The organism is Rhodococcus sp. NPDC054953, assembly GCF_053609225.1.
In genome coordinates, this window is sequence record NZ_JBSGXD010000012.1 from 65,265 (window position 1) to 87,161 (window position 21,897).

The 21,897-nt window shown below is 70.9% G+C and carries 18 protein-coding genes; 10 read left to right on the forward strand and 8 right to left on the reverse strand.

The annotated features are described in order from the left end of the window. Window positions 1-10: 10 nt before the first annotated feature. The 4 genes from ACWF62_RS10810 to ACWF62_RS10825 form a co-directional block, all read right to left on the reverse strand. Window positions 11-2,968: an MMPL family transporter gene (locus tag ACWF62_RS10810; RefSeq protein WP_452630047.1), complete on the reverse strand. Its 2,958-nt coding sequence runs from the start codon at window positions 2,966-2,968 to the stop codon at window positions 11-13. Next, entirely contained in the window at window positions 2,968-3,666 is a 699-nt protein-coding gene (locus tag ACWF62_RS10815; RefSeq protein WP_378509148.1) for an NYN domain-containing protein, read from the reverse strand. Before ACWF62_RS10815 ends, ACWF62_RS10810 begins: the two co-directional genes overlap by 1 nt. Further along, entirely contained in the window at window positions 3,663-4,442 is a 780-nt protein-coding gene (trmB, locus tag ACWF62_RS10820) for a tRNA (guanosine(46)-N7)-methyltransferase TrmB (RefSeq protein WP_378509184.1), read from the reverse strand. The genes ACWF62_RS10815 and trmB overlap by 4 nt, the downstream gene beginning before the upstream one ends. Window positions 4,443-4,566: 124 nt before the next feature. After that, a complete protein-coding gene (locus ACWF62_RS10825; RefSeq protein ID WP_378509147.1) occupies window positions 4,567-6,597 on the reverse strand; it encodes a CocE/NonD family hydrolase in 2,031 nt (676 codons plus the stop codon). A 147-nt stretch (window positions 6,598-6,744) separates the two neighbouring features. On the opposite strand from ACWF62_RS10825, the gene ACWF62_RS10830 reads away from it, so the two are divergent. From ACWF62_RS10830 to ACWF62_RS10870, 9 genes are all read left to right on the forward strand, one after another. After that, the gene (locus tag ACWF62_RS10830; RefSeq protein ID WP_452630050.1) at window positions 6,745-8,283 is read left to right on the forward strand and encodes a YfcC family protein; all 1,539 of its coding nucleotides are present in this window, start codon (window positions 6,745-6,747) and stop codon (window positions 8,281-8,283) included. A 103-nt stretch (window positions 8,284-8,386) separates the two neighbouring features. Further along, a complete protein-coding gene (locus ACWF62_RS10835; RefSeq protein WP_452630051.1) occupies window positions 8,387-9,163 on the forward strand; it encodes a hypothetical protein in 777 nt (258 codons plus the stop codon). Continuing rightward, window positions 9,156-10,529, forward strand: coding sequence for a hypothetical protein (locus ACWF62_RS10840; protein ID WP_452630053.1), 1,374 nt, complete (start codon window positions 9,156-9,158; stop codon window positions 10,527-10,529). Before ACWF62_RS10835 ends, ACWF62_RS10840 begins: the two co-directional genes overlap by 8 nt. Then, window positions 10,526-10,870 carry a DUF6802 family protein gene (locus tag ACWF62_RS10845; RefSeq protein WP_452630054.1) on the forward strand — a complete coding sequence of 115 codons (345 nt, stop codon included), beginning with the start codon at window positions 10,526-10,528 and terminating at the stop codon, window positions 10,868-10,870. Before ACWF62_RS10840 ends, ACWF62_RS10845 begins: the two co-directional genes overlap by 4 nt. Window positions 10,871-11,034: 164 nt before the next feature. Further along, on the forward strand, window positions 11,035-11,754 hold the full coding sequence (locus ACWF62_RS10850) for a hypothetical protein (RefSeq protein ID WP_378509142.1): 720 nt from the start codon (window positions 11,035-11,037) through the stop codon (window positions 11,752-11,754). A gap of 318 nt (window positions 11,755-12,072) precedes the next feature. Then, entirely contained in the window at window positions 12,073-13,899 is a 1,827-nt protein-coding gene (locus tag ACWF62_RS10855; protein WP_378509141.1) for a phosphoenolpyruvate carboxykinase (GTP), read from the forward strand. A gap of 164 nt (window positions 13,900-14,063) precedes the next feature. Further along, complete coding sequence (gene cysK, locus ACWF62_RS10860) at window positions 14,064-14,999, forward strand: cysteine synthase A (RefSeq protein WP_378509140.1); 936 nt, start codon at window positions 14,064-14,066, stop codon at window positions 14,997-14,999. Window positions 15,000-15,004: 5 nt separating this feature from the next. Then, window positions 15,005-15,589 (forward strand): serine O-acetyltransferase EpsC, encoded by a 585-nt coding sequence (epsC, locus tag ACWF62_RS10865; protein ID WP_378509139.1) that lies wholly within the window; start codon window positions 15,005-15,007, stop codon window positions 15,587-15,589. A gap of 131 nt (window positions 15,590-15,720) precedes the next feature. Then, on the forward strand, window positions 15,721-16,311 hold the full coding sequence (locus ACWF62_RS10870) for a hypothetical protein (RefSeq protein ID WP_378509138.1): 591 nt from the start codon (window positions 15,721-15,723) through the stop codon (window positions 16,309-16,311). Between the two features lie 10 nt (window positions 16,312-16,321). Here the strand turns inward: ACWF62_RS10870 and ACWF62_RS10875 are convergent, their stop codons facing one another. Further along, on the reverse strand, window positions 16,322-17,281 hold the full coding sequence (locus tag ACWF62_RS10875) for a cation diffusion facilitator family transporter (RefSeq protein WP_378509137.1): 960 nt from the start codon (window positions 17,279-17,281) through the stop codon (window positions 16,322-16,324). Between the two features lie 192 nt (window positions 17,282-17,473). Between ACWF62_RS10875 and ACWF62_RS10880 the strand changes: the two genes are divergently transcribed. Beyond that, window positions 17,474-17,989, forward strand: coding sequence for a hypothetical protein (locus ACWF62_RS10880; protein WP_378509136.1), 516 nt, complete (start codon window positions 17,474-17,476; stop codon window positions 17,987-17,989). 67 nt (window positions 17,990-18,056) lie between these two features. On the opposite strand, the gene ACWF62_RS10885 is transcribed toward ACWF62_RS10880, so the two are convergent. From ACWF62_RS10885 to ACWF62_RS10895, 3 genes are all read right to left on the reverse strand, one after another. Continuing rightward, on the reverse strand, window positions 18,057-19,505 hold the full coding sequence (locus tag ACWF62_RS10885; protein WP_378509135.1) for an aldehyde dehydrogenase: 1,449 nt from the start codon (window positions 19,503-19,505) through the stop codon (window positions 18,057-18,059). A gap of 76 nt (window positions 19,506-19,581) precedes the next feature. Continuing rightward, window positions 19,582-20,757: a phosphotransferase family protein gene (locus ACWF62_RS10890; RefSeq protein WP_452630056.1), complete on the reverse strand. Its 1,176-nt coding sequence runs from the start codon at window positions 20,755-20,757 to the stop codon at window positions 19,582-19,584. Window positions 20,758-20,907: 150 nt separating this feature from the next. Beyond that, complete coding sequence (locus ACWF62_RS10895) at window positions 20,908-21,795, reverse strand: ROK family protein (protein WP_378509133.1); 888 nt, start codon at window positions 21,793-21,795, stop codon at window positions 20,908-20,910. Between the last annotated feature and the right edge of the window lie 102 nt (window positions 21,796-21,897).

Sequence of the window (21,897 nt, forward strand, 5' to 3'; positions counted from 1 at the left end):
GGCGGCGCCGTCAGTCCCGACGCTGCCTGGCGAGCAGTTCCCGGACGCTGACGGTCGGCGTCCCGTCGGTGCGCCGATGCCTGCCCGCGTTCGCGTCGTCACCCGCCGCGGACGGCGCCGGGTCCGATGTCGCGCTCGGCGGCGGGGTCGGGGTCGGGGTCGGCGCGGGTGCGGGGGCAGGCCACGGCGCCGTCGCCGGGGCAGGAGCCGCTGGCGCGGGACGCGGTGCCTCGGCCGGTCGCGGGGCAGGCGGGCGCGGTGCCTCGACGGGTCGTGGTGCCGCGGCGGGCCGCGGCGCGGGTGCCGGGGGCGGGGTGGGCGCGGGAGCAGGCGGCGTCGGGCGCGCCTGGGGGGCGGGCGTCGCGCCGTTCGCCGCCGCCGATCCGGGCGCCCCACCCGCGGCGGGGGCGGCCGTCGGCGTTCGCAGACTCGACAGCCAACTCTCGATCGGCCGATCCGCGGAGGTGGGCGGCGGCGTGGGTGTGGGCCGAGGCGCCGGTGCGGTAGGCCGCGGTGCCGGTTGCGGCGGTACCGGACGGGCATCGCGGGCCTGCGGCGCCGGACCGGGCGCTGCCGGGCCGGGAGCGGGCGCTGCCGGGCCGGGACCCGGCTTGGGCTGCGGCCGTACCTGGGGGATCGGCTCGGTCATCGGCTCGCCGACCAGCGGCTCCGCGGTCGCCGCGATCCGGGACGCGGCGGCGGTCCGGGGCGGCAGCACCCGCTCGACCGCCTCGCGGGTCAGCGGCGTGGTCCGTCGGCGGGCCCCGGTCGCCGGTTGCGGCGCTGGGACGCCGACCGCCTCGATCTCGGGGACGTCGTCGGGCATCCGCTCGTCGTCGAGGACCGGCTCGCCGAGGCCGAGGCGCTCCTGGATGCGCTTCATCCAGGCCGGCGCCCACCAGCAGTCGTCGCCGAGCAGCTTCATCACCGCGGGCACCAGGCCCATCCGGATCAGGGTGGCGTCGATGATCAGCGCGGCGATCATGCCGTAGGCGATGTACTTCATCATCACCAGTTCGGAGAACGCGAACGCGCCGGTGACGACGATCAGGATCAGTGCGGCGGCGGTGATGATGCGGCCGGTGTGCGCGGTGCCGACGCGGACGGACTCGGTGGTGCTGGCGCCCTGCGCGCGGGCCTCCACCATCCGGGACAGCAGGAACACCTCGTAGTCGGTGGACAGGCCGTAGATGATCGCCATGATCAGCACCAATACCGGTGACATGATCGGGCCCGGTGTGAAGTTCATCAGCCCGGCGCCGTGCCCGTCGATGAAGATCCAGGTCAGGATGCCGAGGGTGGCGCCGAGACCCAGCGCGGTCATCAGCACGGCCTTGATCGGCAGCACCAGCGACCCGAACGCCAGGAACATCAGCAGCGTGGTCAGCAGCACCACCGCCGTCACCATCAGCGGCAGGTTGTCGAGCAGCGCGGCGATCGAGTCGTGCTCGATCGCGGGGGTGCCGCCGACCAGCACCGTCACCCCGTCGGGAACGTCCATCGATCGCAGGTGGTCGATGGTCCCTTCCGCGTCGTTCCGGTCGACGAGGCCCGCCTTGAAGACGGTGACGCCGTCCTTGGTCGGGTTGTTGATCGTGAACTTCTCGACCAGGCCGGGCGCCTCGCTGGCCTCCTTGACGATCTGGGTCAGCTGCGCGCCCTGCGCGCCCTCGATCACCAGCTTGACCGGCTCGGTGCGGTTGTTCGGGAACAGCTCGTCGAACTGTTCCTGCGCGAGCCGGGTCGGGTTGTCGGGCGGCAGGTAGGTCTCGTTGATGCCACCGAACTTGATGCCGGAGATCGGGATGGTTAGCAGCAGCAGGCCGATCACGATCGGGATCGCGACCTTGAGCGGGTTCCGCATCACCCACTGGGTGATCCGACCCCAGTAGCTGTTCTCGATCTCCTCGGTGGTCTTGGTCTTGCGCATGAATTTCAGGCCGAGCGCGTCGACCCGGCGGCCGAGAATGCCGAGGATCGCGGGCAGCACCGTCACCGAGATCAGGGCGGCCAACGCGACCGCGGCGATCGCGCCGTACGCGACCGATTTCAGGAATCCCTGCGGGAACAGCAGCAGGCCGCTGAAGCTGGCGATGATCATCGTCGCGGAGAACACGACGGTGCGGCCCGCGGTCATCACGGTGCGGCGGACCGCGTCCCCGGTGCTGTAGCCCTCGGCGATCTCCTCACGGAACCGGCTCACCATGAACAGGCCGTAGTCGATCGCCAGGCCGAGACCGATCAGCGAGACGACCGGCGACACGAACGAGTTGACCTCGGTGAACTGGGTGAACAGCTTCACCACGCCGTTCGCGGCGATGATCGTCAGGCCGCCGACAATCAACGGCAGCGCGGCGGCGACGATGCCGCCGAAGATGAAGAACAGCAGCACACCGACCGCGGGGATCGCGAGGATCTCCATCCGCTTGACGTCGTTTGCCATCGTGTCGTTGAGGGTGCCGGTGACCGGCTGCAATCCGGACAACTGCACGTCGATGCCGTCGATGTAGAAGATGTCCCGGATCTCGCGGAAGTTCGCCGCGACCTCGGTGTCGTTGGCGCCGGCGATCGCGACGCTGGCGATCGCGTGTTCCTTGGTTGGGTCGGCCAGCTGCGCGAGCTTGGTGGACCAGTAGCTGCCGTTGAGCTTGAGGATCTGGTCCGGATGGTTGGCGACGGCCTCTTCGAGGTTCTTGGTGATCTTCGCCGCGAACGTCGGGTCGTCGACGGTCTTGCCCTCGGGCGCCGTGTAGAGAAGCACCACGTCCGCGGTGGTGTCGCGGCCGAAGGTGCCGTCGGCGAGCTTCGCCGCGGCAACCGATTCGGAACCGGGGTCGTCCCACCCGCTCTGGCTGAGGTTCTTCTCCAGCCCGAGGCCGTACGCGCCAAGGCCGAGCATCAGCGCGACCATCACCCCGATCACCGAGAATCGGAGGTGGTAGACGAGACGACCCCAGGTAGCGAACACTATTGCACTCCTTGACGTCCGAGGAGCAGGGCGGACAGGGGACGGAACGGCTGCAGCCAGGCACCCTCGTCGGGCAGCGAGTCCAGGCTGACTCGGGGCAGCGGCTCGCGGAACACACCGGGTATGTCCTCGAGATCGACGAACTCGAGGATCTCCGAGGACACCGCCCAGCTGGCATGCTCACGGAAACCGAGCACCTGCACGGGAACACCGCTTGCTGCGATGCCCTCGAGCGGAACCCGGAACGCCTGCCCGTCGGCGGACGCGACCATGACACCGGCCAGCCCGCCATCGCGGGCGCGCAGCGCGATGTGGTCGAGCATGTCGGCGTCGACGTCGCTGTCGTCGTCGATCTTCGGTTTCGCGAACACCGCGAAACCGACGTTCCGCAGTGCCTCGACCCAGGGTCGCACGACGTCGGCGCTGCCGGGCGCGATATTCGTGAACACCGTCGCCTCCGGCTCGAGCCGCACCGGGCTCGTTCCGGCCAGTTCGGCGGTCCGGCCGAGCAGCCAGCGTCCGAGCGCGTCGAACCGGGGCCGGTACGCGGCGGTGGGGCGGCCACCCAGAATTGCGCCGAGCCCCATATCGAGGTTCGGCGCGTCCCAGACCAGCAGTACCCGGCGTGGTGGTCGGGGTTCCCGACCGGTCTCGTCGAGGGCCCCGACCGACTCAGGTAATCGTTCGCTGACGCTCATCCGTTGACCTTTCCCCAGATCATCTCCGTGATCGGACGGCCGACGCGGTGTGCCTTGTCCTCGAACTTCGTGACCGGACGTTCGTGGGTCATCGGGGAGTCGATCACGCCGCTGGCCAGCTCGTCCCAGTCGAGTCGGGTCAACCGCGGTTCGGCGTCGCCTGTCTCGGCTATCCATTCTGCATAGTCGGCGTGGTCGGTGGCCACGTGCAGCAGGCCGCCGGGCGCGAGTCGGTCCGCGAGCAGCGCGAACGTCGGCGGCTGCAGCAGCCTGCGCTTGTGGTGGCGGGCCTTCGGCCACGGGTCGGGGAAGAAGACCCGGGCGCCGATCAGCGACTGCGGTGCCAGCATGTTCTCCAGCACGTCCATCGCGTCACCGCGCAGGACGCGGATGTTGGTGATGCCGTCGCGTTCGATCGACTGCAGGAGTTGGGCGAGTCCCGGCCGGTACACCTCAACGGCCAGCAGGTTGGTCTCGGGTTCGGCCTTCGCCATCGCGGTGGTGGCGGTGCCGGTTCCGCAGCCGATCTCGATGACGGTCGGCGCGTGCCTGCCGAACCACCCGTCGAGATCGAGGGGGGAGTCCGAGACATCGGCGCCGATCGTCGGCCATGTCCGGTCCCAGCACTGTTGCTGGGGGTCCGTGAGGGAGCCGCGGCGGGAGCGGAAACTGGTCACCCGGGGATACAGGCGGGAGCCGCGGTCGGCGGCACCCTCCACCCGGGGTTCGGCGTCATTCACCGGACCATTGTCACGCATGGAGGCCGTTTCCTGCAGCAGGCCCTCAAGGATGGGTTGAGGGTTTCGGGGTCGGCGGCACCGTGGCGCGGGACCGCCGAGGTGGTGCCGCGACCGTCGCTTCGACCACAGAAATTGCCATGACCTGTGACTTTGTTCCCGGCTACGACTGGTCCCTCGGCACCGTCGTGTACCAACTCTTTGTGAACACTTCGACACCGTTCTCGTACGCGACCAGCCGGTCGGCAACGAAGTAGTCGGTCGCCGTGCACGTCATCCGGCTGTAGGTCGCCACCTTCGTGCTCCAGTCGCCCCGGCCGATCGCGTCCGACCGTTCGCACTCGACCACGGTTGCCGTCGGATCGCCCTCCCGGAGGCGGAAGCGGTTCAGTTCGGTTTCGGTGCGGGTCAGCCCGTCGGCCCGGTCGGTGGTGGTGCCGTCCGAGAACGTCATCTCGACGACCTGTGTGCGGGTCACCGGATCCCAGCTGATTGTTCGGGTTGCTGGCACGTCGACGACGTCCAGCGAGCTGGGCGGGTCCGGTGGCGGCGGAGCGGTCGGTTCGCCGTCCGGCGCCGCGTCGACCGGCCGGATCGGCAGCCGCAGCACCCCCGGGTCCGGGGCAACGGTCACCGTCACCGGCTCCGGGGACGGCCACGCCCACGGCCAGAACGAGGCCGAGACGCTGACCCGGACCCGGCTGCCGACCCCGAACGCGTGACCGGTCGCGAACACCGGGACCGTCACCCGGTACACCCGCCCCGGCTCGAGGGGCTCGGGATGCTCGTGACCCGACCGGTGCGTCAGATTGAGCAGGCCCGCCGTCACCAGCCGGGACGTGCCGTCGGGGGTCACCTCGCACAGTCGCACCGCCAGCTGCGCCTGCGGTCGGTCCGCCGAGACCGACAGCTCCACCTCGGACCGCCCGAGGATCTCGAGCCGCTCGGTCAGCGGCGGCGAGTCGAAGGTGTGCGAGCGTCCGTCGTCGGCGGCCTGGTCGCCGGGCCTGCCCGCGAGGTCGCCGAACTGCAGCACGTTGCCCGCCGCCGAGCCGATCGCCAGCGGGGACCGCAGCCGGGTGACCGCGCCACCGGGTTCGGGCGCGACGCCCGACAGGTGCAGGCCGCGGCCGGCGAGCGCGCACTCGTGCGGCGCCCGCCCCTCGGGCGGCCAGACCGGCTCGGTCACCCAGCGCCCCGGCCGCTCGCCCTCGTCGCTGCCGAGCGGGACCGGGTCCGGGATCCAGGCGCGCAGCGCGGGCAGCCGGGTGGCCGCGTCGTCGCTGCCGCGCAGGTGGCAGTCGAACCAGCGCAGGCATTCGCCGATGAAGTCCATCGCCGGCCCGGGGGACGCCTGATGCGGGTAGGTGTGCGCCCAGGGTCCGATCAGGCCCTTCACCGGTGACGAGAGCTCCTCGAGTAGGCGCAGCACCGCGCCGCGGTAGGGGTCGGCCCAGCCGCTGATTGACAGCACGGCGGCGGTGATCGCCCCCGGATTCTCGATCACCGAGCCGTGCTTCCAGTACGCGTCCCTGCGCTGATGCGTGAGCCAGGTGCCGATGAACGACGGCGTCTGCTCCATCCGGGTGAACCATTCGTCCCGCCAGCGGTCCCCGACCACGTCCGGGTCCGGCGGGCGGGCGTTGTAGCAGAGCATGGTCGACGCCCACGGCAGCGCCTCGGACGCCAGCAGCGACCCGCCCAGATAGTGCACGTCGTCGGCGTACCGGTCGTCGGTGGAGCACACCGTCACGATGGCCTTGAGCTGCGGCGGGCCCAGCGCCGCGACCTGCAGTCCGTTGAATCCGCCCCACGACTTGCCGAGCATCGCGACGTTCCCGTCGCACCACGGTTGCGCGGCAAGCCATTCCAGGATCTGCACCGCGTCGTCGAGTTCGGTGGCGTGGTACTCGTCGAGCATGATGCCCTCCGAGTCCCCGCTACCCCGGTTGTCCACCCGCAGTGCGACGTAGCCTGCCTGTGCGAACGCGGCGTGCAGGCTCACGTCGCGGGCGGCGGTGCCGTCGTTCTTGCGGTAGGGGATGTACTCCATCACGGCGGGCTGCGGGTCGGTGACGTCCGCCGGAAACCAGATGCGTGCCGACAGGCGCACCCCGTCCCGCATCGGGATCCACGCAGTGCGCTCGACGCGGACCGGATGGTGCGGACGTGGTGCCGGAATCGGGGTCGACATGGGCACGCCTCCTCGACGGGAACACTCTGCGGGCTCCACCGTCTCACGGCGGGGAGGTCCGCGCCCGCCGAGACGCACTCGGCGGGCGCGCGGCGCTGGCGTCGGCTTTACTGGGACGACCTCACATCAACAGGGACGGGTCCTGCGATGGCACAGTCGAATTCGGAAGACGCGGCGAGCCAGGAGAACACCGGGACCGAGGCGCGGCAGCGGTCCTTCCCCTCCGCGCTGACGGTATTGGCGCTGGTCGCGGTCGTGGTGTGGCTGATCGCCTTCGTCGTGCCGAGCGGGCAGTACCAGCGCGATCCGGACGGGAACCCGATCGCCGGGTCCTATCAGCGGATCGACCCGCCGCTCGACTTCTGGGGCAGGCTCGGCGACCTGCTGATGTCGCCGGTCAACGGCCTCTACGGCATCCAGGACACCGAGACCGGGCAGGTCGCGGCCGACAACACCGGCGACCTGTACGGCAGCGTCGGGGTCTTCTTCTTCGTCCTCGCCATCGGTGCCTTCATCACGATGGTGTTCGCGACCGGCGCCCTCGATCGCGGCATCGGCAGGCTCGCGCACCGGCTGCGCGACCGGGGTGGGCTGATGGTCGTCGGGATCATGGCGCTGTTCGCGCTACTCGGCTCCGTGGAGGGGTGGGCGGAGGAAACCCTCGGCTTCTTCGGGCTCATCGTCCCGCTGATGCTGGCGCTCGGCTTCGATCGGCTGGTCGCGGCCGCCGCGATCCTGCTCAGTGCGGGGATCGGCACGCTGTGCTCGACGGTCAATCCGTTCGCGATCGGCGTCGCCTCCTCGGCCGCCGGTGTCTCGATCGGCGACGGCATCGTGCTCCGCGTCGTCATGTTGATCGTCCTCACCACCGTCACCATCGGCTACGTGATGCGGTACGCGCGCCGCGTCCGCCGCGACCCGGGGCGCTCCCTCGTCGGGTTCCTTCCCGGGGACAAGGAGATCGCCGAGCAGGCCGCGACCGCGAAGGTCGAGCCGCTGACCCGGACCCAGCAGGTGGTGTTGTGGCTGCTGCTCGCGACGTTCGTGCTGATGATCTTCTCGGTGATCCCGTGGTCGAGCGCGCTCACCGGCAATCCCGACGCGGTGCCGTACGGATGGGAGCTGGGGTGGTCGTTCCCGCAGCTCGCGGCCCTGTTCCTGGTCGCGACGATCGTGGTCGGCTGCGTCGCCAGGATGGGGGAACAGAAGGTCAGCTCCACGCTCATCCAGGGCGCGGGCGACTTCATCGCCCCGGCCCTGGTGGTTGCCGTCGCCCGCGGCATCACCGTCATCATGAACAACTCCAAGATCACCGACACCGTCCTGCACTCGCTCGAGAGCGCGGTCAGCGGCGCAACGTCCGGGGTGTTCGTCGTGCTGGTCTGGCTCGTCAACCTGCCGCTGGCCTTCCTGATCCCCAGCACGTCCGGGCACGCGACCCTGGTCATGCCCATCATGGCCCCGCTCGCGGCGTTCGCGGACGTGCCGAGGTCGCTGGTCGTGACCGCGTGGGCGGCGTCGAACGGGTGGATGAACCTGTGGGTGCCGACGAGCGCGGTGATCATGGGCGGCTTGACGTTCGCGAAGGTCGGCTACAACAGGTACCTCCGTTTCGTCCTGCCGCTGCTGGCGATCCTGGCGGTCCTGATCTGCGGGTTCCTCGTGATCGGCGCGATGGTGGCCTGACCGGGCGGCCGATTCGAGCGATCGCCGCCGCGTGCGGCGTCGGGCTGCGATCATGGACCCGCGCCGGGGGAGGGCGCGATGTGTCAGTTCAGGGGGTGACGCGATGGCGTCGACAGGTGCCGGTATCGCCGGCTTCGGGGCGCGGATGGACCCGCCCGATCCGGGGATCGCCGCCGACCTGGCGCGCCGCTGGGCCGCGGTCACCGACCCGATCCGGATCGAGGTGACCGGGCGGGCGGGTGTCGGCCGGTCCGCGCTGGTTGCCGCACTCGGCACGATTCCCGGCGCCGACATCGGTGCGACCGCGGCGTGGGACAAACCCGGCGTCGCCGACCCGGTCCTCACCGGTGACGTCGTTGTCCTCGTCCTGCTGGATCCACCGCGCCGGTCGGACCGGGACTGCGCGGCCGCGGCGGGCGCCCGCCCGGTCCTGGTGCTCGGTAAGGCGGACACGGTTGGCGACGCGGCGGGGGCCGCGGCCCGGGTGTCCGCCGAGTTCCGGACCGAGTGCCTGCCGGTCACCGCGGTGGGCGACATCGCCGGGGTCGAGACGCTCCGCGAGGTGCTCGTCCGGCGGGTGGCCGCCGCCCGCACCGCTCGGGCCGCCGCGCTGCTGGCCCTGCTGCGCGCGTCGGCGCGGGACGGGAGCCGCCGCGACCACGTCGAGAGCTTCCTTGCCTCCGATGACGGGGTGCGGCTTGCTGCCCTCGCCGCGGCGGTGTCCGATCCGGCCGGGCCCGATGCGGTCGGGACCGGGTCCGACCGTGATCGGGCCCGGCAGTGGCGGGTCCGGCGCAACACCGCGCCCGACGCGGCGTCCGCCCGCGCGGCCCTCGCCCTTCATCGTGCGGCCGTCCGGGACGGTGGTCACCGTGCCTGACGGGGACGCCGCGCACGTGCTGGACCGCTGGCACCCGCAGCCGCCGGGCCCGGTGGTTGCCGTCGTCGGACCACCGGGCAGCGGGGTCAGCGCCCTGGCGGTCCGGTTGCGGGCCGTGTTGCCGGACGCCGACGTCGTGGACGGCCACGACCGCGTCGCGGCGGTCACCGTGTTCGTCGTCGCCGCCGCGGCCCCGATCGGTCGGGACGACCTCGACCTCCTCCGCGCCGTTGCGGGGCGCGGGAGTGCGGTCCTGGTCGCGCTGACCAAGGTCGACGCGCACCGGGACTGGGCGGTGGTGCGCGAGCGCGACACCGTCCTGCTCGCCGACCACGCGCCGGGTGTCGAGCCCGCGCCGATCCTGCCGGTGTCCGCGCGCACGGGCCGCGGTCTGCCGGGTCTGCGGGACGCGGTCGTCGCGGCACTGGCCCGGGTCGACCCCGGTCGTGGCAGGCGAGCCGCCCTGGAACGCGCCCGGTCGGTGGTGCGGGGGACCGCGGACGACCTGCGCCGCGACGACGACACCCCGCGGCTGCGGGCCCGGCGGGCGGAGCTGATCGCGGGCCGCGACGAGCCGCGGGCGCAGGCATCGGCGGCGCTGCGGCGGCTGACGGCGCTGGCCAGGGTGGATCTCGCGCATCAGGTCGGGGAGCGGGTCCGGGGGACCGCGACAGCGCTGCGGTCGCCGCTCGATCGCGCGGATCGACCCGGTCTCGCCGGATTCGCGCACCGGGTGCGCGCGGAGGTCGCGGCGCTGACCGTCGAACTCGACGCGGCAACGACCACGGTGCTGACCGAGCTGGGGGCTCAGGTGCTCGGCACGGCGCACCCCGCGCCGGGGCCGCATCGCCCGCCGCCGACGGTCGCGGATCCCGAACCCCGGCACCGGGGTGTCGAGGACCGGATGGTGGTGGTCGTCGGGGCGTCCGCCGGGGTCGGGTTGGGGCGGCTGGTGGCGTCGCCGCTGTCGGGGATCGCGGCCCTCGACCTGATCGTGGCCCCGCTGAGCCTGCTGATCGGCGGCGTCGCTGCGTGGTGGCTGACCCGGATGCGCGGGCTCGCTGCGGATCGCGCGCATCTGCGGCAGTGGCTGGCCGAGACGATGGCGCAGGTGCGGTCGGGGCTCGAGCAGCGGTCGCTGACCCGGCTGGTGGAGGCCGAGGCCACGCTCATCGAGGCGATCGGCGCCGCGCACCGCGTGCGGGTGGCGGCGACCGAACCGGTACTGATCGCGGTGGACCGGGCGCTGCGGGAGAGCGCGACCCGCGCGGCGGGCAGGCTGTCGGCGATCGAGCGGGATCTCGCGGACCTGGACCGCGCGCTGGCGGAACCGGAGGCGGTGCGGGCGCGTCCAATCGGGCAGTGACCGGTCTGCGGGTCGGACCGGCGGGAGCGAGGGGGTCGACGATGCACGACGAGATGCTGGCGATGGGATTCGGCGACCCGCTTCCGGTGACCGTGGACGCGGGCCCGCTCGGCGAGTTCGCGGTCACCGACCCGACCGTCGACCTGAACTCCGACGGTGTTCTCGACACCGCGACGTTCGTCGACTCGGGCGGGGTGACGGTCGCCTCCGACCTCGACGGTGACGGCAGCGCCGACCACCTGACCCGGGTCGAGGACGACGGCGACTACGCGGCGTGGGAGCCGCGGCGGGCGGCCGACGGCACCGTGCACTGGAGCCGGATCGACGCGGGCCGGTTGTGACCGCGGGACCTGCTGTTGAGCGAATTTCCGAAAACGCACAGCAAACTGGACGAATGTCCGTATAAAGGTCGGGTGCGTGACCCCGATCACGCACATGTCACACCTTCACCGGGCCGACCGCGGTGGGATGCGCGGGGCCTGACCTGATCGAAACGGAGATCTCCATGTCCCGATCCTCGATGCGCCGCATCACCGCAGTCGCCGCCTCCGGTGCCCTCGTCGCCGCGGGCGCGGTCGTCGGCCTCGGCCTCGGAACCGGCGTCGCCAGCGCCGCCGATTGCAACCAGTCCAGCAGTGCCAGCAAGAACGACGCCAGCACCTGGGGCATCACGCACACCTACAACCGCTCGGTCAACGTGTCCGAGGCCGCGGGCGGAACCAAGGTCACCTACAAGACCGTCATCGGTACCACCGGCATCGGCAACCCGTACGTCAACACCATCACCGAGTTCGCGCCGGAGGGCTTCGACGCGCCGATCGAGTCGACGATCACCGCGTACAACGCGGTGGGTGGCCAGCAGCCCGAGCCGGTGACCCCCACGCCGAACGCGGGCGGCTGGAAGTTCACCAGCACCGGCTGGTTCGTGAACTCCGGTAACCCGGTCACCCTCGAGACCACCTACCTCGTCCCGAAGAACGCGGTCCCCGGCTCGGCCGTCACCTCCGGCGGCGTCGGCGTCGCGGGCACCGTCGGCGTCGGCACCGAGCTGCCGGGCCTGACCGCCTGCTTCAAGGTGCGCATCCCCAACGCGGGCGAGTCGGTGCTGTCCGTCGCGGACGAGACCGGGCTCGGCTCCGCGGAGGGCCAGCTCAGCTCCACCGGTTCGATCAGTGACGTCCTCGGCGACGCCATCCTGAACGTGATCGAGGGCAGCCTCAGCTGATTCGAGCGCACGACGCCCGAACTGCGGCGGTGACGACCCTGTCGTCACCGCCGCAGTCGTGTCGGGGACCTCGCCCGATCACTGAATCGTTCCTGTGAGCGATCCGACGCGACCCGGTTCCCATCAGACGGACACACAGCGCTAACCTCATAGCAGGACACCCGGCGCCCGCGTCGTCGTCGACCGTGTGAAACCACTCGCACACGGAGACGGAACAGCGGGTAGCGCCCCGCCGAGAGGGGTCAATCGCGCGACATCGAGCACCGTCGGAGGGCGGGGCGCGGTGACACGATTCCGGAACACCCCAGGGAGAGTTTGATGACCTCAGCGACCATTCCAGGTCTGAATGGCACCGACCCCGCGCCCACCTCGCACGGCGAGCTTCTCGCCTGGGTTCGCGAGGTGGCCGAGCTGACGCAGCCCGACCGCGTCGTGTTTGCCGACGGTTCGGACGCGGAGTGGGACCGGCTGACCACCAAGCTGGTCGAGGCCGGCACCTTCACCCGTCTCAACGACGAGAAGAAGCCGAACTCGTTCCTCGGCAACTCCGACCCGTCCGATGTGGCGCGCGTCGAGTCGCGCACCTACATCTGCTCGCGCAACGAGATCGATGCAGGCCCCACCAACAACTGGATGGACCCGGCCGAGATGCGCGGCCTCATGACCGACCTGTACCGCGGCAGCATGCGCGGTCGCACCATGTACGTGGTGCCGTTCTGCATGGGCCCGCTCGGTGCGGCCGACCCGAAGCTGGGCGTCGAGATCACCGACTCCGAGTACGTCGTCGTGTCGATGCGCATCATGACCCGCATGGGTCAGGCCGCCCTGGACAAGCTCGGCACGGACAAGCCGTTCGTGAAGGCGCTGCACTCCGTCGGCGCGCCGCTCGCCGAGGGCCAGGCCGACGTGCCGTGGCCGTGCAACGACACCAAGTACATCACCCACTTCCCGGAGGACCGCGAGATCTGGTCCTACGGTTCCGGCTACGGCGGCAACGCCCTCCTCGGCAAGAAGTGCTACTCGCTGCGCATCGCGTCGGCGATGGCCCACGACGAGGGCTGGCTGGCCGAGCACATGCTGATCCTCAAGCTGATCTCGCCGGAGAACAAGAACTACTACATCGCGGCCGCGTTCCCGTCCGCCTGCGGCAAGACGAACCTCGCGATGATCCAGCCGACCATCCCCGGTTGGCGCGCCGAGACCCTCGGCGACGACATCGCCTGGATGCGTTTCGGTGAGGACGGCCGGCTGTACGCCGTCAACCCGGAGTTCGGGTTCTTCGGCGTCGCGCCCGGAACCAACTACGGCTCGAACCCGAACGCGATGAAGACGGTCGAGGCGGGCAACACGCTGTACACCAACGTCGCGCTGACCGACGACGGCGACGTCTGGTGGGAGGGCCTTGAGGGCGACCCGCAGCACCTGATCGACTGGAAGGGCAACGACTGGACCCCCGAGTCCGGCGAGAAGGCCGCCCACCCGAACTCGCGGTACTGCACGCCGATGTCGCAGTGCCCGATCCTGGCCCCCGAGTGGGACGACCCGCAGGGCGTGCCGATCTCGGCGATCCTGTTCGGCGGCCGCCGCAAGACGACGGTCCCGCTGGTTGCGGAGTCGTTCGACTGGCAGCACGGCACCTTCCTCGGCGCGACGCTGTCGTCCGAGCAGACCGCCGCCGCCGAGGGCAAGGTGGGCGCCGTCCGCCGCGACCCGATGGCGATGATCCCGTTCATCGGCTACAACGCGGGCGACTACATCAACCACTGGATCACCCTCGGCAAGAACGCCGACGCGGAGAAGCTGCCGAAGATCTTCTACGTGAACTGGTTCCGTCGCGGTGCGGACGGCCGGTTCCTGTGGCCCGGGTTCGGCGAGAACTCCCGCGTCCTCAAGTGGATCGTGGACCGCATCGAGCACAAGGCGGGCGCGCAGAGCACCCCGATCGGTTTCGTGCCGACCGCGGCGGATCTCGAGCTGACCGGGCTCGACGTGGTCGCCGCCGACGTCGACGAGGCCCTCGCGGTGAGCGTCGACGAGTGGAAGGCGGAACTGCCGCTGATCGAGGAGTGGTTCGAGTTCCTCGGCGAGAAGGTCCCGTCCGGCGTGCGTGACGAGTTCGAGGCCCTCAAGCAGCGCCTCGGCTGAGCCACCTCCCCGTTTCGGGTGAAGGGCACCTGTGATCGGTCTGACCGGTCACAGGTGCCCTTCACCCGTTTCTGGGGTGCGGTGTGGGGCGGCGGGAGTGGCAGTGGTGGAATACACCTAACGAACAGTGACGCCCGGCGTATACGCAAGGGAGAGGACCCGCTATGAGCCAGATCTACAACAACGTCACCGAGCTGGTCGGGCGCACGCCGCTCGTCCGTCTGAACCGCCTGACCGACGGTGCGCAGGCGCAGGTCGTCGCCAAGCTGGAGTTCTACAACCCGGCCAACAGCGTCAAGGACCGGATCGGTGTCGCGATCATCGACGCCGCCGAGAAGTCCGGCGAGCTCAAGCCGGGCGGAACCATCGTGGAGGGCACCTCCGGCAACACCGGCATCGCCCTCGCGATGGTCGCGGCGGCCCGCGGCTACAAGGCCATCTTCACGATGCCGGAGACGGCATCGACCGAGCGCCGCGTGATGCTGCGCGCGTACGGCGCGGACATCGTGCTCACCCCCGGCGCCGAGGGCATGGCCGGTGCCGTGCGCAGGGCCGAGGAGATCGTCGCGCAGACCGACAACGCGGTTCTCGCCCGCCAGTTCGGCAACCCCGCGAACCCGGAGATCCACTCGCGCACCACCGGCGAGGAGATCTGGGCCGACACCGACGGCGCCGTGGACATCTTCGTCGCGGGCATCGGCACCGGCGGCACCCTCACCGGCGCGGGCCGCACCCTGCGCAAGTACAAGCCCGAGGTCACCATCGTCGGCGTCGAGCCCGCCGACTCGCCGATCCTCACCGGGGGACAGCCCGGCCCGCACAAGATCCAGGGACTCGGCGCCAACTTCGTGCCCGACATCCTCGACCGCGAGATCTACAACGAGATCATCGACGTCGAGTTCCCCGATGCGGTCGCCACCGCGCGCAGCCTCGGCACTGACGAGGGCATCCTCGGCGGCATCTCCGCAGGCGCCAACGTGTGGGCCGCCCTGCAGCTCGCGCAGCGCCCGGAGAATGCGGGCAAGACGATCGTCGTGATCGTGCCGGACTTCGGCGAGCGCTACATCTCCACCCCGCTGTTCGAGCACATCCGGGACTGACGGGCATGGGTGTGCTGGGCACGGTTCGGGAGGACCTGCAGGCCGCGCGCGGCCAGGATCCGGCCGCGCGCAGCAACGCCGAGAACGCGCTCGTCTACTCCGGGCTGCACGCCATCTGGTCGCACCGGGTCGCGCACCGGATGTGGGCGGTGCCCGCGCTGCGCGGTCCGGCGCGGGTGCTGGCCCAGTTCACCCGCTTCCTGACGGGCATCGAGATCCATCCCGGTGCCACGATCGGGCGGCGGTTCTTCATCGATCACGGCATGGGTGTGGTGATCGGCGAGACCACCGAGATCGGTGACGACGTGATGCTCTATCACGGCGTCACGCTCGGCGGTCGCTCGCTGGCGCGGACGAAGCGGCACCCGACGATCGGCAACCGCGTCACGATCGGGGCTGGCGCGAAGGTCCTCGGCCCGGTCGTGATCGGGGACGACAGCGCCGTCGGGGCGAATGCCGTTGTCACCCGCGATGTTCCGGCCGACTCGATCGCGACCGGAATCCCGGCGAGCGTGCGGCACCGCAGTGGACGCCAGCACGAGCAGCTCGTCGACCCGAACAGCTATGTCGACCCGGCGATGTACATCTGAGTCGGTTCGGTCTCCGAACGATCACGATCCGGGCCGGACGCCGGTGTGGCGCGGGCCGGTCCGGCCGCGGCGGTGTCACGATCGCGGAGGCCGGCCGCGCCTCGCGGGCGGTGACTTCGGGAGGCGTTGACATGGACGTGGGTAGGACGACGAAGACGGCCGTTGCGGGTGCCGCGGTGGCCGTGATGGCGACCGGTGCGGTGCTGGCCGGTGCGGGCACCGCCGCGGCGGCCGACCGCTATTCCGGCCCCGAACTCTCGGTCGACCAGGGCGACATCGATGGCAAAAACGTGAAACTGAACCTGACGAACCCGAACCGGGTCAACGGACTCCTCGACGTCAGCACCTGCACCTCGGCGTTGCTCAACGGGCAGCAGGCGCTGGCGGCGTTCATCGCGTACAACACCCGCGACTACGCAGGCCTGGTCCGGATCATGCTCGAACCGGGTCTGACGGCAGGCCCGAGCGCGACCAACTCGGTGCTCGAACCCGGACCCAACGGCGCATCGCGGACCGTCGACGTCGCCGACGGCGTTTACGCCTACCTCGGGACCTGCGGCGGGACCGATACCGTTCTCGACCCCGACAACATCGGGGTCTCGTTCCTGCCGGTTATCGTCCCCGACGGCATCGGCAGCATCGCCCCGGTCCTTGACTTCGGCGGCACCGCCCTCGGCGCAGGCATCGGCAGCGCCGACCTGCTGCCGCTGCTCACCGGGTAGGTCGGATCGCTCAGTCGCCGGGGGTGAGGGCCGGGTCGCCGGGCGTGGACAGCGACAGCACGGCGCGGCGGATGTTCGGGTGTCGCTCCAGGCTGCGCTCACAGTGGTCGAGCAGCTCCGCGACGGTGTGCTCGGCGACGTCTCCGACCAGGTCGACCGCGCCGACGAGGAACACCTGACGCGGACCGAGGTACTCCATCCGCAGCATCGTCACCCGCTCCACCTCGGGCAGGTCGAGCAGGGCCTCAAGTCCGGCGGCACGCAGCCGCGGTGAGGCCTCCTCACCGACGAGGAACCGCCGGTTCCGGTCAATGAGAATCACCGCGATCACCCCGAGCAGGACGCCGACCAGGATCGAGCCGATCGCGTCCGGGACGGGGGATCCGGTCAGCTGGTGCAGCAGCACACCCGCGAAGGCGATCACCAGCCCGATCAGGGCGGCCGCGTCCTCGGCGAACACCGCCCGGACGGTGGGATCCGAGGTCTTCAGCGCGTGCTCGAGGACGTCCCGGTCGGCGGACGCGGCCTCGGACCGCACCTGCCGGAATGCCTGGGCGAACGAGATGCCCTCGAGCACCAGCGCGATGCCCAGGACCGCGTAGGCGACGCCGAAGTCGGACGCCGGTTCCGGGGTGATCAGTTCCTGGATGCCGTGCGTGATTGACACGCCTGCACCGAGCGCGAACAGGCCGAGCGCGGCGAACATCGACCAGATGTACGCCTCCCGTCCGTAGCCGAGCGGGTGTGCCCGGTCCGCGGGATGCCGCGACCGCCTGCCCGCGATCAGCAGCAGCACCTCGTTGCCGGTGTCCGCCCACGAGTGGGTGGCCTCGGCGACCATCGACGCCGACCCGGTCACCACGGCGGCGATCGTCTTGGCGACGGCGATCGCGGCGTTCGCGCCGAACGCCAGCAACACGGTCAGCGTGCTCTCCTGGTCGCCGCCCACCGCGGGGTCGCGTTCGGTCATCGTTGAACGATACGGCGGCGGGAGGTCATTCGGCCGACCGACACGGGTCGGCGGGGGCCGGGACGGGATCGGCGACAATCCTGCGGTCCGCCTGATTCGACGGTGCCCCGGCGCTTATCCTCTGTCCGTTCCCTCGGCGCCGCGTCCCCCTGTGCGGCGCCGTCTCCGTACCTACACCCAGGAAGGGCCACGATGCCCAGTACCACCCCGAACAGGATCGTCGGCGGCGCAGCCGTCGCCGCCGCGACCGCAGCCGCGCTGGCGTTCGCGCTGCCCGCGACGGCCGCGGCCGCGCCGACCACGCAGCCGCCCACCGTCGTCGCGTCCTCGAGCGACACCAGCATCACCATGAAGGTCACCAATACCAACGCCTGGGACATCAACGTGCCGTGGTGCCAGGCGTTTGTCGTGAACGCCGCGGAGGTGCCTGCGGTCGTGGACGATCCGACGCATCTCTTCGATCCGGGTGTGCTGGTCTACCCGGCGCTCAGCGCACCGCTGTCGATGTTCGGCGTCGCACCGAAGTCGACCGTGACGAACACGGTGAACGACCTCGAACCCGGCGTCTACGGGGTGATCGGTGGCTGCGCAAGGGCATTCGACCTGATTCATCCGGTGCTCGGCGAGCCGCAGATGATGCAGGTCGGGCTGCTGCCCGGCGGCAGCAGCGACGGCAGCACCGCGATGACCCTCCCGTTCGGTAGCTGAGCCGGGCGAGACGACGAATGCGCGCCTGCACCTGAGCGGTGCGGCGCGCATTCGCGTCAGGGGTGCGTCAGGCGCCGTAGCCGGCGGGCATCAGCACGGACTTGAGCTCGCAGTACGCGTCGAGACCTTCGGGGCCGTTCTCGCGGCCGATGCCGGAGTTCTTGTAGCCACCGAACGGGGAACCGGGATCGAAGGCGTACCAGTTGATTCCGAAGGTTCCGGTGCGGATCTGCTTGGCGACCTCGAGGCCCTTCTCGATGTCGGTGGTGTACACCGAGCCGGCAAGGCCGTAGTCGGAGTCGTTGGCGATCTTGATGGCCTCGTCGAGGCTGTCGTACGCGATCACCGACAGGACCGGCCCGAAGATCTCCTCGCGGGCGATGGTCATCGAGTTGTCGACGTCGGCGAAGATGGTCGGCTCGACGAAGTAGCCCTTCTCCAGCCCGGCCGGGACGCCGCCGCCCACGACGAGGCGGGCGCCCTCCGCCTTGCCCTTCTCGATGTAGCCGAGCACCTTGTCGCGCTGCGCGGCGGTGATGATCGGGCCGAGCTGCGCGGTCGGGTCGTCCGGCATGCCCATCGGCAGGAACGCGACGAAGTTCTTCATCGCCTCGACGATCTCGTCGTAGCGCGAGCGCGGCGCCAGGATCCGGGTCTGGCCGACGCAGGCCTGCCCGGAGTTCATCAGGCCGGACAGCACCAGCATCGGGGTGGTCGCGGCGACGTCCATGTCCTCGAGCAGGATCGCGGCCGACTTGCCGCCGAGCTCGAGCGAGCAGCGCTTGAGGTTCTGCGCGGCGATGGCACCGATCTTGCGGCCGACCGCGGTGCTGCCGGTGAAGGTGACCTTGTCGACGTCCGGGTGCGAGATCAGGTACTCACCGGTCGCGGCGCCGCCCGGCACGATGGACAGCACGCCCTCGGGCAGACCCGCCTCGGTGAAGATCTCCGCGATGACGTTCGCGCTCAGCGGCGTCTCGGGGGCGGGCTTGAGCACCATCGTGCAGCCGGCCAGGATGGCGGGCGCGAGCTTGTTGATCATCAGGAACAGCGGGACATTCCACGCGATGACCGCACCGACGACGCCGACCGGCTCACGGAACACCTTGGTGGTACCGAAGACGCCGGTGCGCTCCTCCTCCCAGGGGAACGAATCCACCAGTCCCGCATAGGCGTTCAGTGCGGCGAGGGTCGGCGTCTTCTGCATCAGCTCGACACCGGCGCGCGGGGCGCCCATCTCGGAGGTGATCACCGTGCACAGTTCGTCGGTGCGCTCCTCGATCAGCTTGGCGACCTTGGTGAGGATCTCGGCGCGCTGCGCGGGCGAGGTCTGCGGCCACGGGCCCGACTCGAGGGCGGTGCGGGCGGCGCCGATCGCGGCGTCGATGTCGGCGGGGGCGGCGACCGGCACGCTGCCGACCCGCTCCTCGGTGGCGGGGGAGAACACATCGAGGCGTTCGGAGGTGGCAGGGGCCACCCACTGGCCGCCGATGTAGAGCTTGTCGTAGTCGGTCATCAGTACTTCCTTGCTGGTGTCGGGTCGGTGGTCGGTGGTGCGCTGTCGGAGCGGGCGTGCCCCGCGTCGGTGGTGGTCACGGCACCCGCTCCCAGTAGGCGCCGTCGAGCATGTCCTCGAGGGTCCTGCGGTGCATGATCATGTCGTCCGGATCGCCGGGGGCCGCCGCCTGGCCGAACGCGATCGCGCGGGACTGCACGCGGAACATGATCGTCGCGTGCCGCAGTGCCGCGTAGACGCTGTAGTAGTCGAGGTGCTCGGGGGTGTGCCCGGTCGCTGCCGCGTACCGGGCCGCGACGTCCTCCCTGCGCAGGAAGTCCGGCAGGCCCGGCAACCCCGCGACACCGGCAAGGTCCTCGAAGAACCTGTGCAGGAACACCATCCACGCCACGTCCATCTCCCGCGGGCCGAGCGCGGCCATCTCCCAGTCCAGGACGGCAACCGGGGTGAAGTCGCGGTACATGATGTTGCCGATCCGCGAGTCGCCCCAGCACAGCACCGCGGGGGACGGGTCGGCGGGCACGTTCGCCTCCAGCCAGTCCAGGGCCCGCTCGATCAGGGGGGACCGCGGTCCCTGCGCGGTCGCCCACTGGTAGTAGCCGCGTTGCCGGGCCAGGTGCGCCCGAAACGATTCCTCCGCGGTGGTGCCCGCGTCGTGCAGGCGGAGGAACGCGAAGTGTGTTGCGGGATCGGGGATCGCGTGCAACTGCGCGAGGATGTCGACGGACGCGTCCTGCAGCGTGCGGCGCTGTTCGGCGCTGGCGTCGAACAGCCACGAGGGCCCGAAGTTGTAGGGCATGACATCCGGTGGGACGTCACCGTCGACCCGCTCCATTACGAAGAATGGCGCCCCCAGCGCGCTGGGGTCCGGTTCGGACCAGTAGACGGCGGGCACCGGGACCGCGGACAGGTCGCCGACGGCCTTCATCACCGCGAACTGGGTGTCCATGTCGTAGCTCGGGAACACCGGCATCGACGTGGTGCCCGGCTCAATCCGGGCCACCAGGTGGTGGCGGCCGCGGCTGCCGTGCTCGGTCCACTCCGCGTCGACGAGGACGGTCTCGCTCGACATCCCGTTGGCGTCGGGGAGGCGGACGCCCCGCACGCGGGCGTCGGCGTCGTCGGGCAGCCTGCCGGTCAGCCAGGACTGAAAGGCCGCGCGGAGGTGGTCGGTGTCGCGTTGGGAGTCCCGCGGGCGGGCGACCTCCGAATAGTCGTCGCCGTCGCCAAACGGGGTTTCTGCTGCGCTCACGGTGCCCTCGTTCCGTCGTCCCCGCGGACGAGGCGGGGCGCCCGGCCATCGAGGCAGAGTGTGGTGAGCAGCACACTAGAACACGTTACAGAGTTCCGGGGCCGAAATCAGCCCCCATTCCGGTTGAACCTGTAACGAAATTGGGAAGGGCTAGTCGACCAGCGTCAACGCGCCTGCACCGATCAGCGTCGCCCGACCGCCGAGCGCCGCGGGCACGATCCGCAGGCCGCGGCTGAACGACAACCGCGCGTGCCGCGCCGCCGCAGCCCGCATCGGCTCCCACAGCGCCGGGCCGGCCTGCCCGAAACCACCGCCGACCACCGCCAGATCCAGATCCAGCAGCGCCGCCGACGACGCGATCGCGGTCCCCACCGCCGTCCCGGCTCGGTGCAGCGCCGCAACGGCGGTCGGTTCGCGGTCATCCGCGGCCCGCGACAGCTCCAGCCCCGTTGACCCCGCCCACCCGCGGGCGTTCGCCCACCGCACCGCGGACGGGCCAGACGCGACCGCCTCCAGGCAGCCGACCCCGCCGCACGCGCACGCGACGTCCTCCGCGCCGGGCACCACCACGTGCCCGATGTGGCCCGCGTTGCCGGTGCGCCCACCCGCGATGCGCCCGCCGAGCAGGACGCCGCCGCCGACCCCGGTCGAGACGATCATCCCGATCTGGTCCGGTGTCCCCCGGCCTGCACCGAACCGGTACTCGGCGAGCGCGGCACACGCGCCGTCCATCGCGAGGGTGATCTCGGCGTCCGGGAACAGCGACCGGACCGCCTCGACGAGCGGGAATCCGGTGCGCCACTCCGGCACGTTCAGCGGCCCGACCACCCCGGCGTCGACGTCCACCGGCCCCGCAGCCCCGATCCCGACCCGGCGCACCCGTCGGCCGTCCGCGACCTGAACGAGCAGCCGCTCGGCCGCCTCCCACACGCCGACGGCGGGCGTCGCGACGCGCTGCTCGGCGACCAGCGTGCCGTCCGCCCGAACGCGGGCCGCCGCGAACTTGGTGCCACCGATGTCCAACGCGAGAGCCGCCACCCGGGCAGCGTATTCGGCTGCGCCGACCGTGCGTGATGTGCACCCCGACCGGGGTGCACATCACGCACGGGTGCTGGTCAGCGCCTGCGCAGGACGAGAAAC

What these genes read in the sequence shown, in the direction of transcription:
- ACWF62_RS10815 (WP_378509148.1), bottom strand. Translation starts at nt 3,666, where the DNA reads ATGAGCGTCAGCGAACGATTACCTGAGTCGGTCGGGGCCCTCGACGAG.
- ACWF62_RS10825 (WP_378509147.1), bottom strand. Translation starts at nt 6,597, where the DNA reads ATGTCGACCCCGATTCCGGCACCACGTCCGCACCATCCGGTCCGCGTC.
- ACWF62_RS10830 (WP_452630050.1), top strand. Translation starts at nt 6,745, where the DNA reads ATGGCACAGTCGAATTCGGAAGACGCGGCGAGCCAGGAGAACACCGGG.
- ACWF62_RS10835 (WP_452630051.1), top strand. Translation starts at nt 8,387, where the DNA reads ATGGCGTCGACAGGTGCCGGTATCGCCGGCTTCGGGGCGCGGATGGAC.
- ACWF62_RS10850 (WP_378509142.1), top strand. Translation starts at nt 11,035, where the DNA reads ATGTCCCGATCCTCGATGCGCCGCATCACCGCAGTCGCCGCCTCCGGT.
- ACWF62_RS10855 (WP_378509141.1), top strand. Translation starts at nt 12,073, where the DNA reads ATGACCTCAGCGACCATTCCAGGTCTGAATGGCACCGACCCCGCGCCC.
- cysK (WP_378509140.1), top strand. Translation starts at nt 14,064, where the DNA reads ATGAGCCAGATCTACAACAACGTCACCGAGCTGGTCGGGCGCACGCCG.
- epsC (WP_378509139.1), top strand. Translation starts at nt 15,005, where the DNA reads ATGGGTGTGCTGGGCACGGTTCGGGAGGACCTGCAGGCCGCGCGCGGC.
- ACWF62_RS10870 (WP_378509138.1), top strand. Translation starts at nt 15,721, where the DNA reads ATGGACGTGGGTAGGACGACGAAGACGGCCGTTGCGGGTGCCGCGGTG.
- ACWF62_RS10875 (WP_378509137.1), bottom strand. Translation starts at nt 17,281, where the DNA reads ATGACCGAACGCGACCCCGCGGTGGGCGGCGACCAGGAGAGCACGCTG.
- ACWF62_RS10880 (WP_378509136.1), top strand. Translation starts at nt 17,474, where the DNA reads ATGCCCAGTACCACCCCGAACAGGATCGTCGGCGGCGCAGCCGTCGCC.
- ACWF62_RS10885 (WP_378509135.1), bottom strand. Translation starts at nt 19,505, where the DNA reads ATGACCGACTACGACAAGCTCTACATCGGCGGCCAGTGGGTGGCCCCT.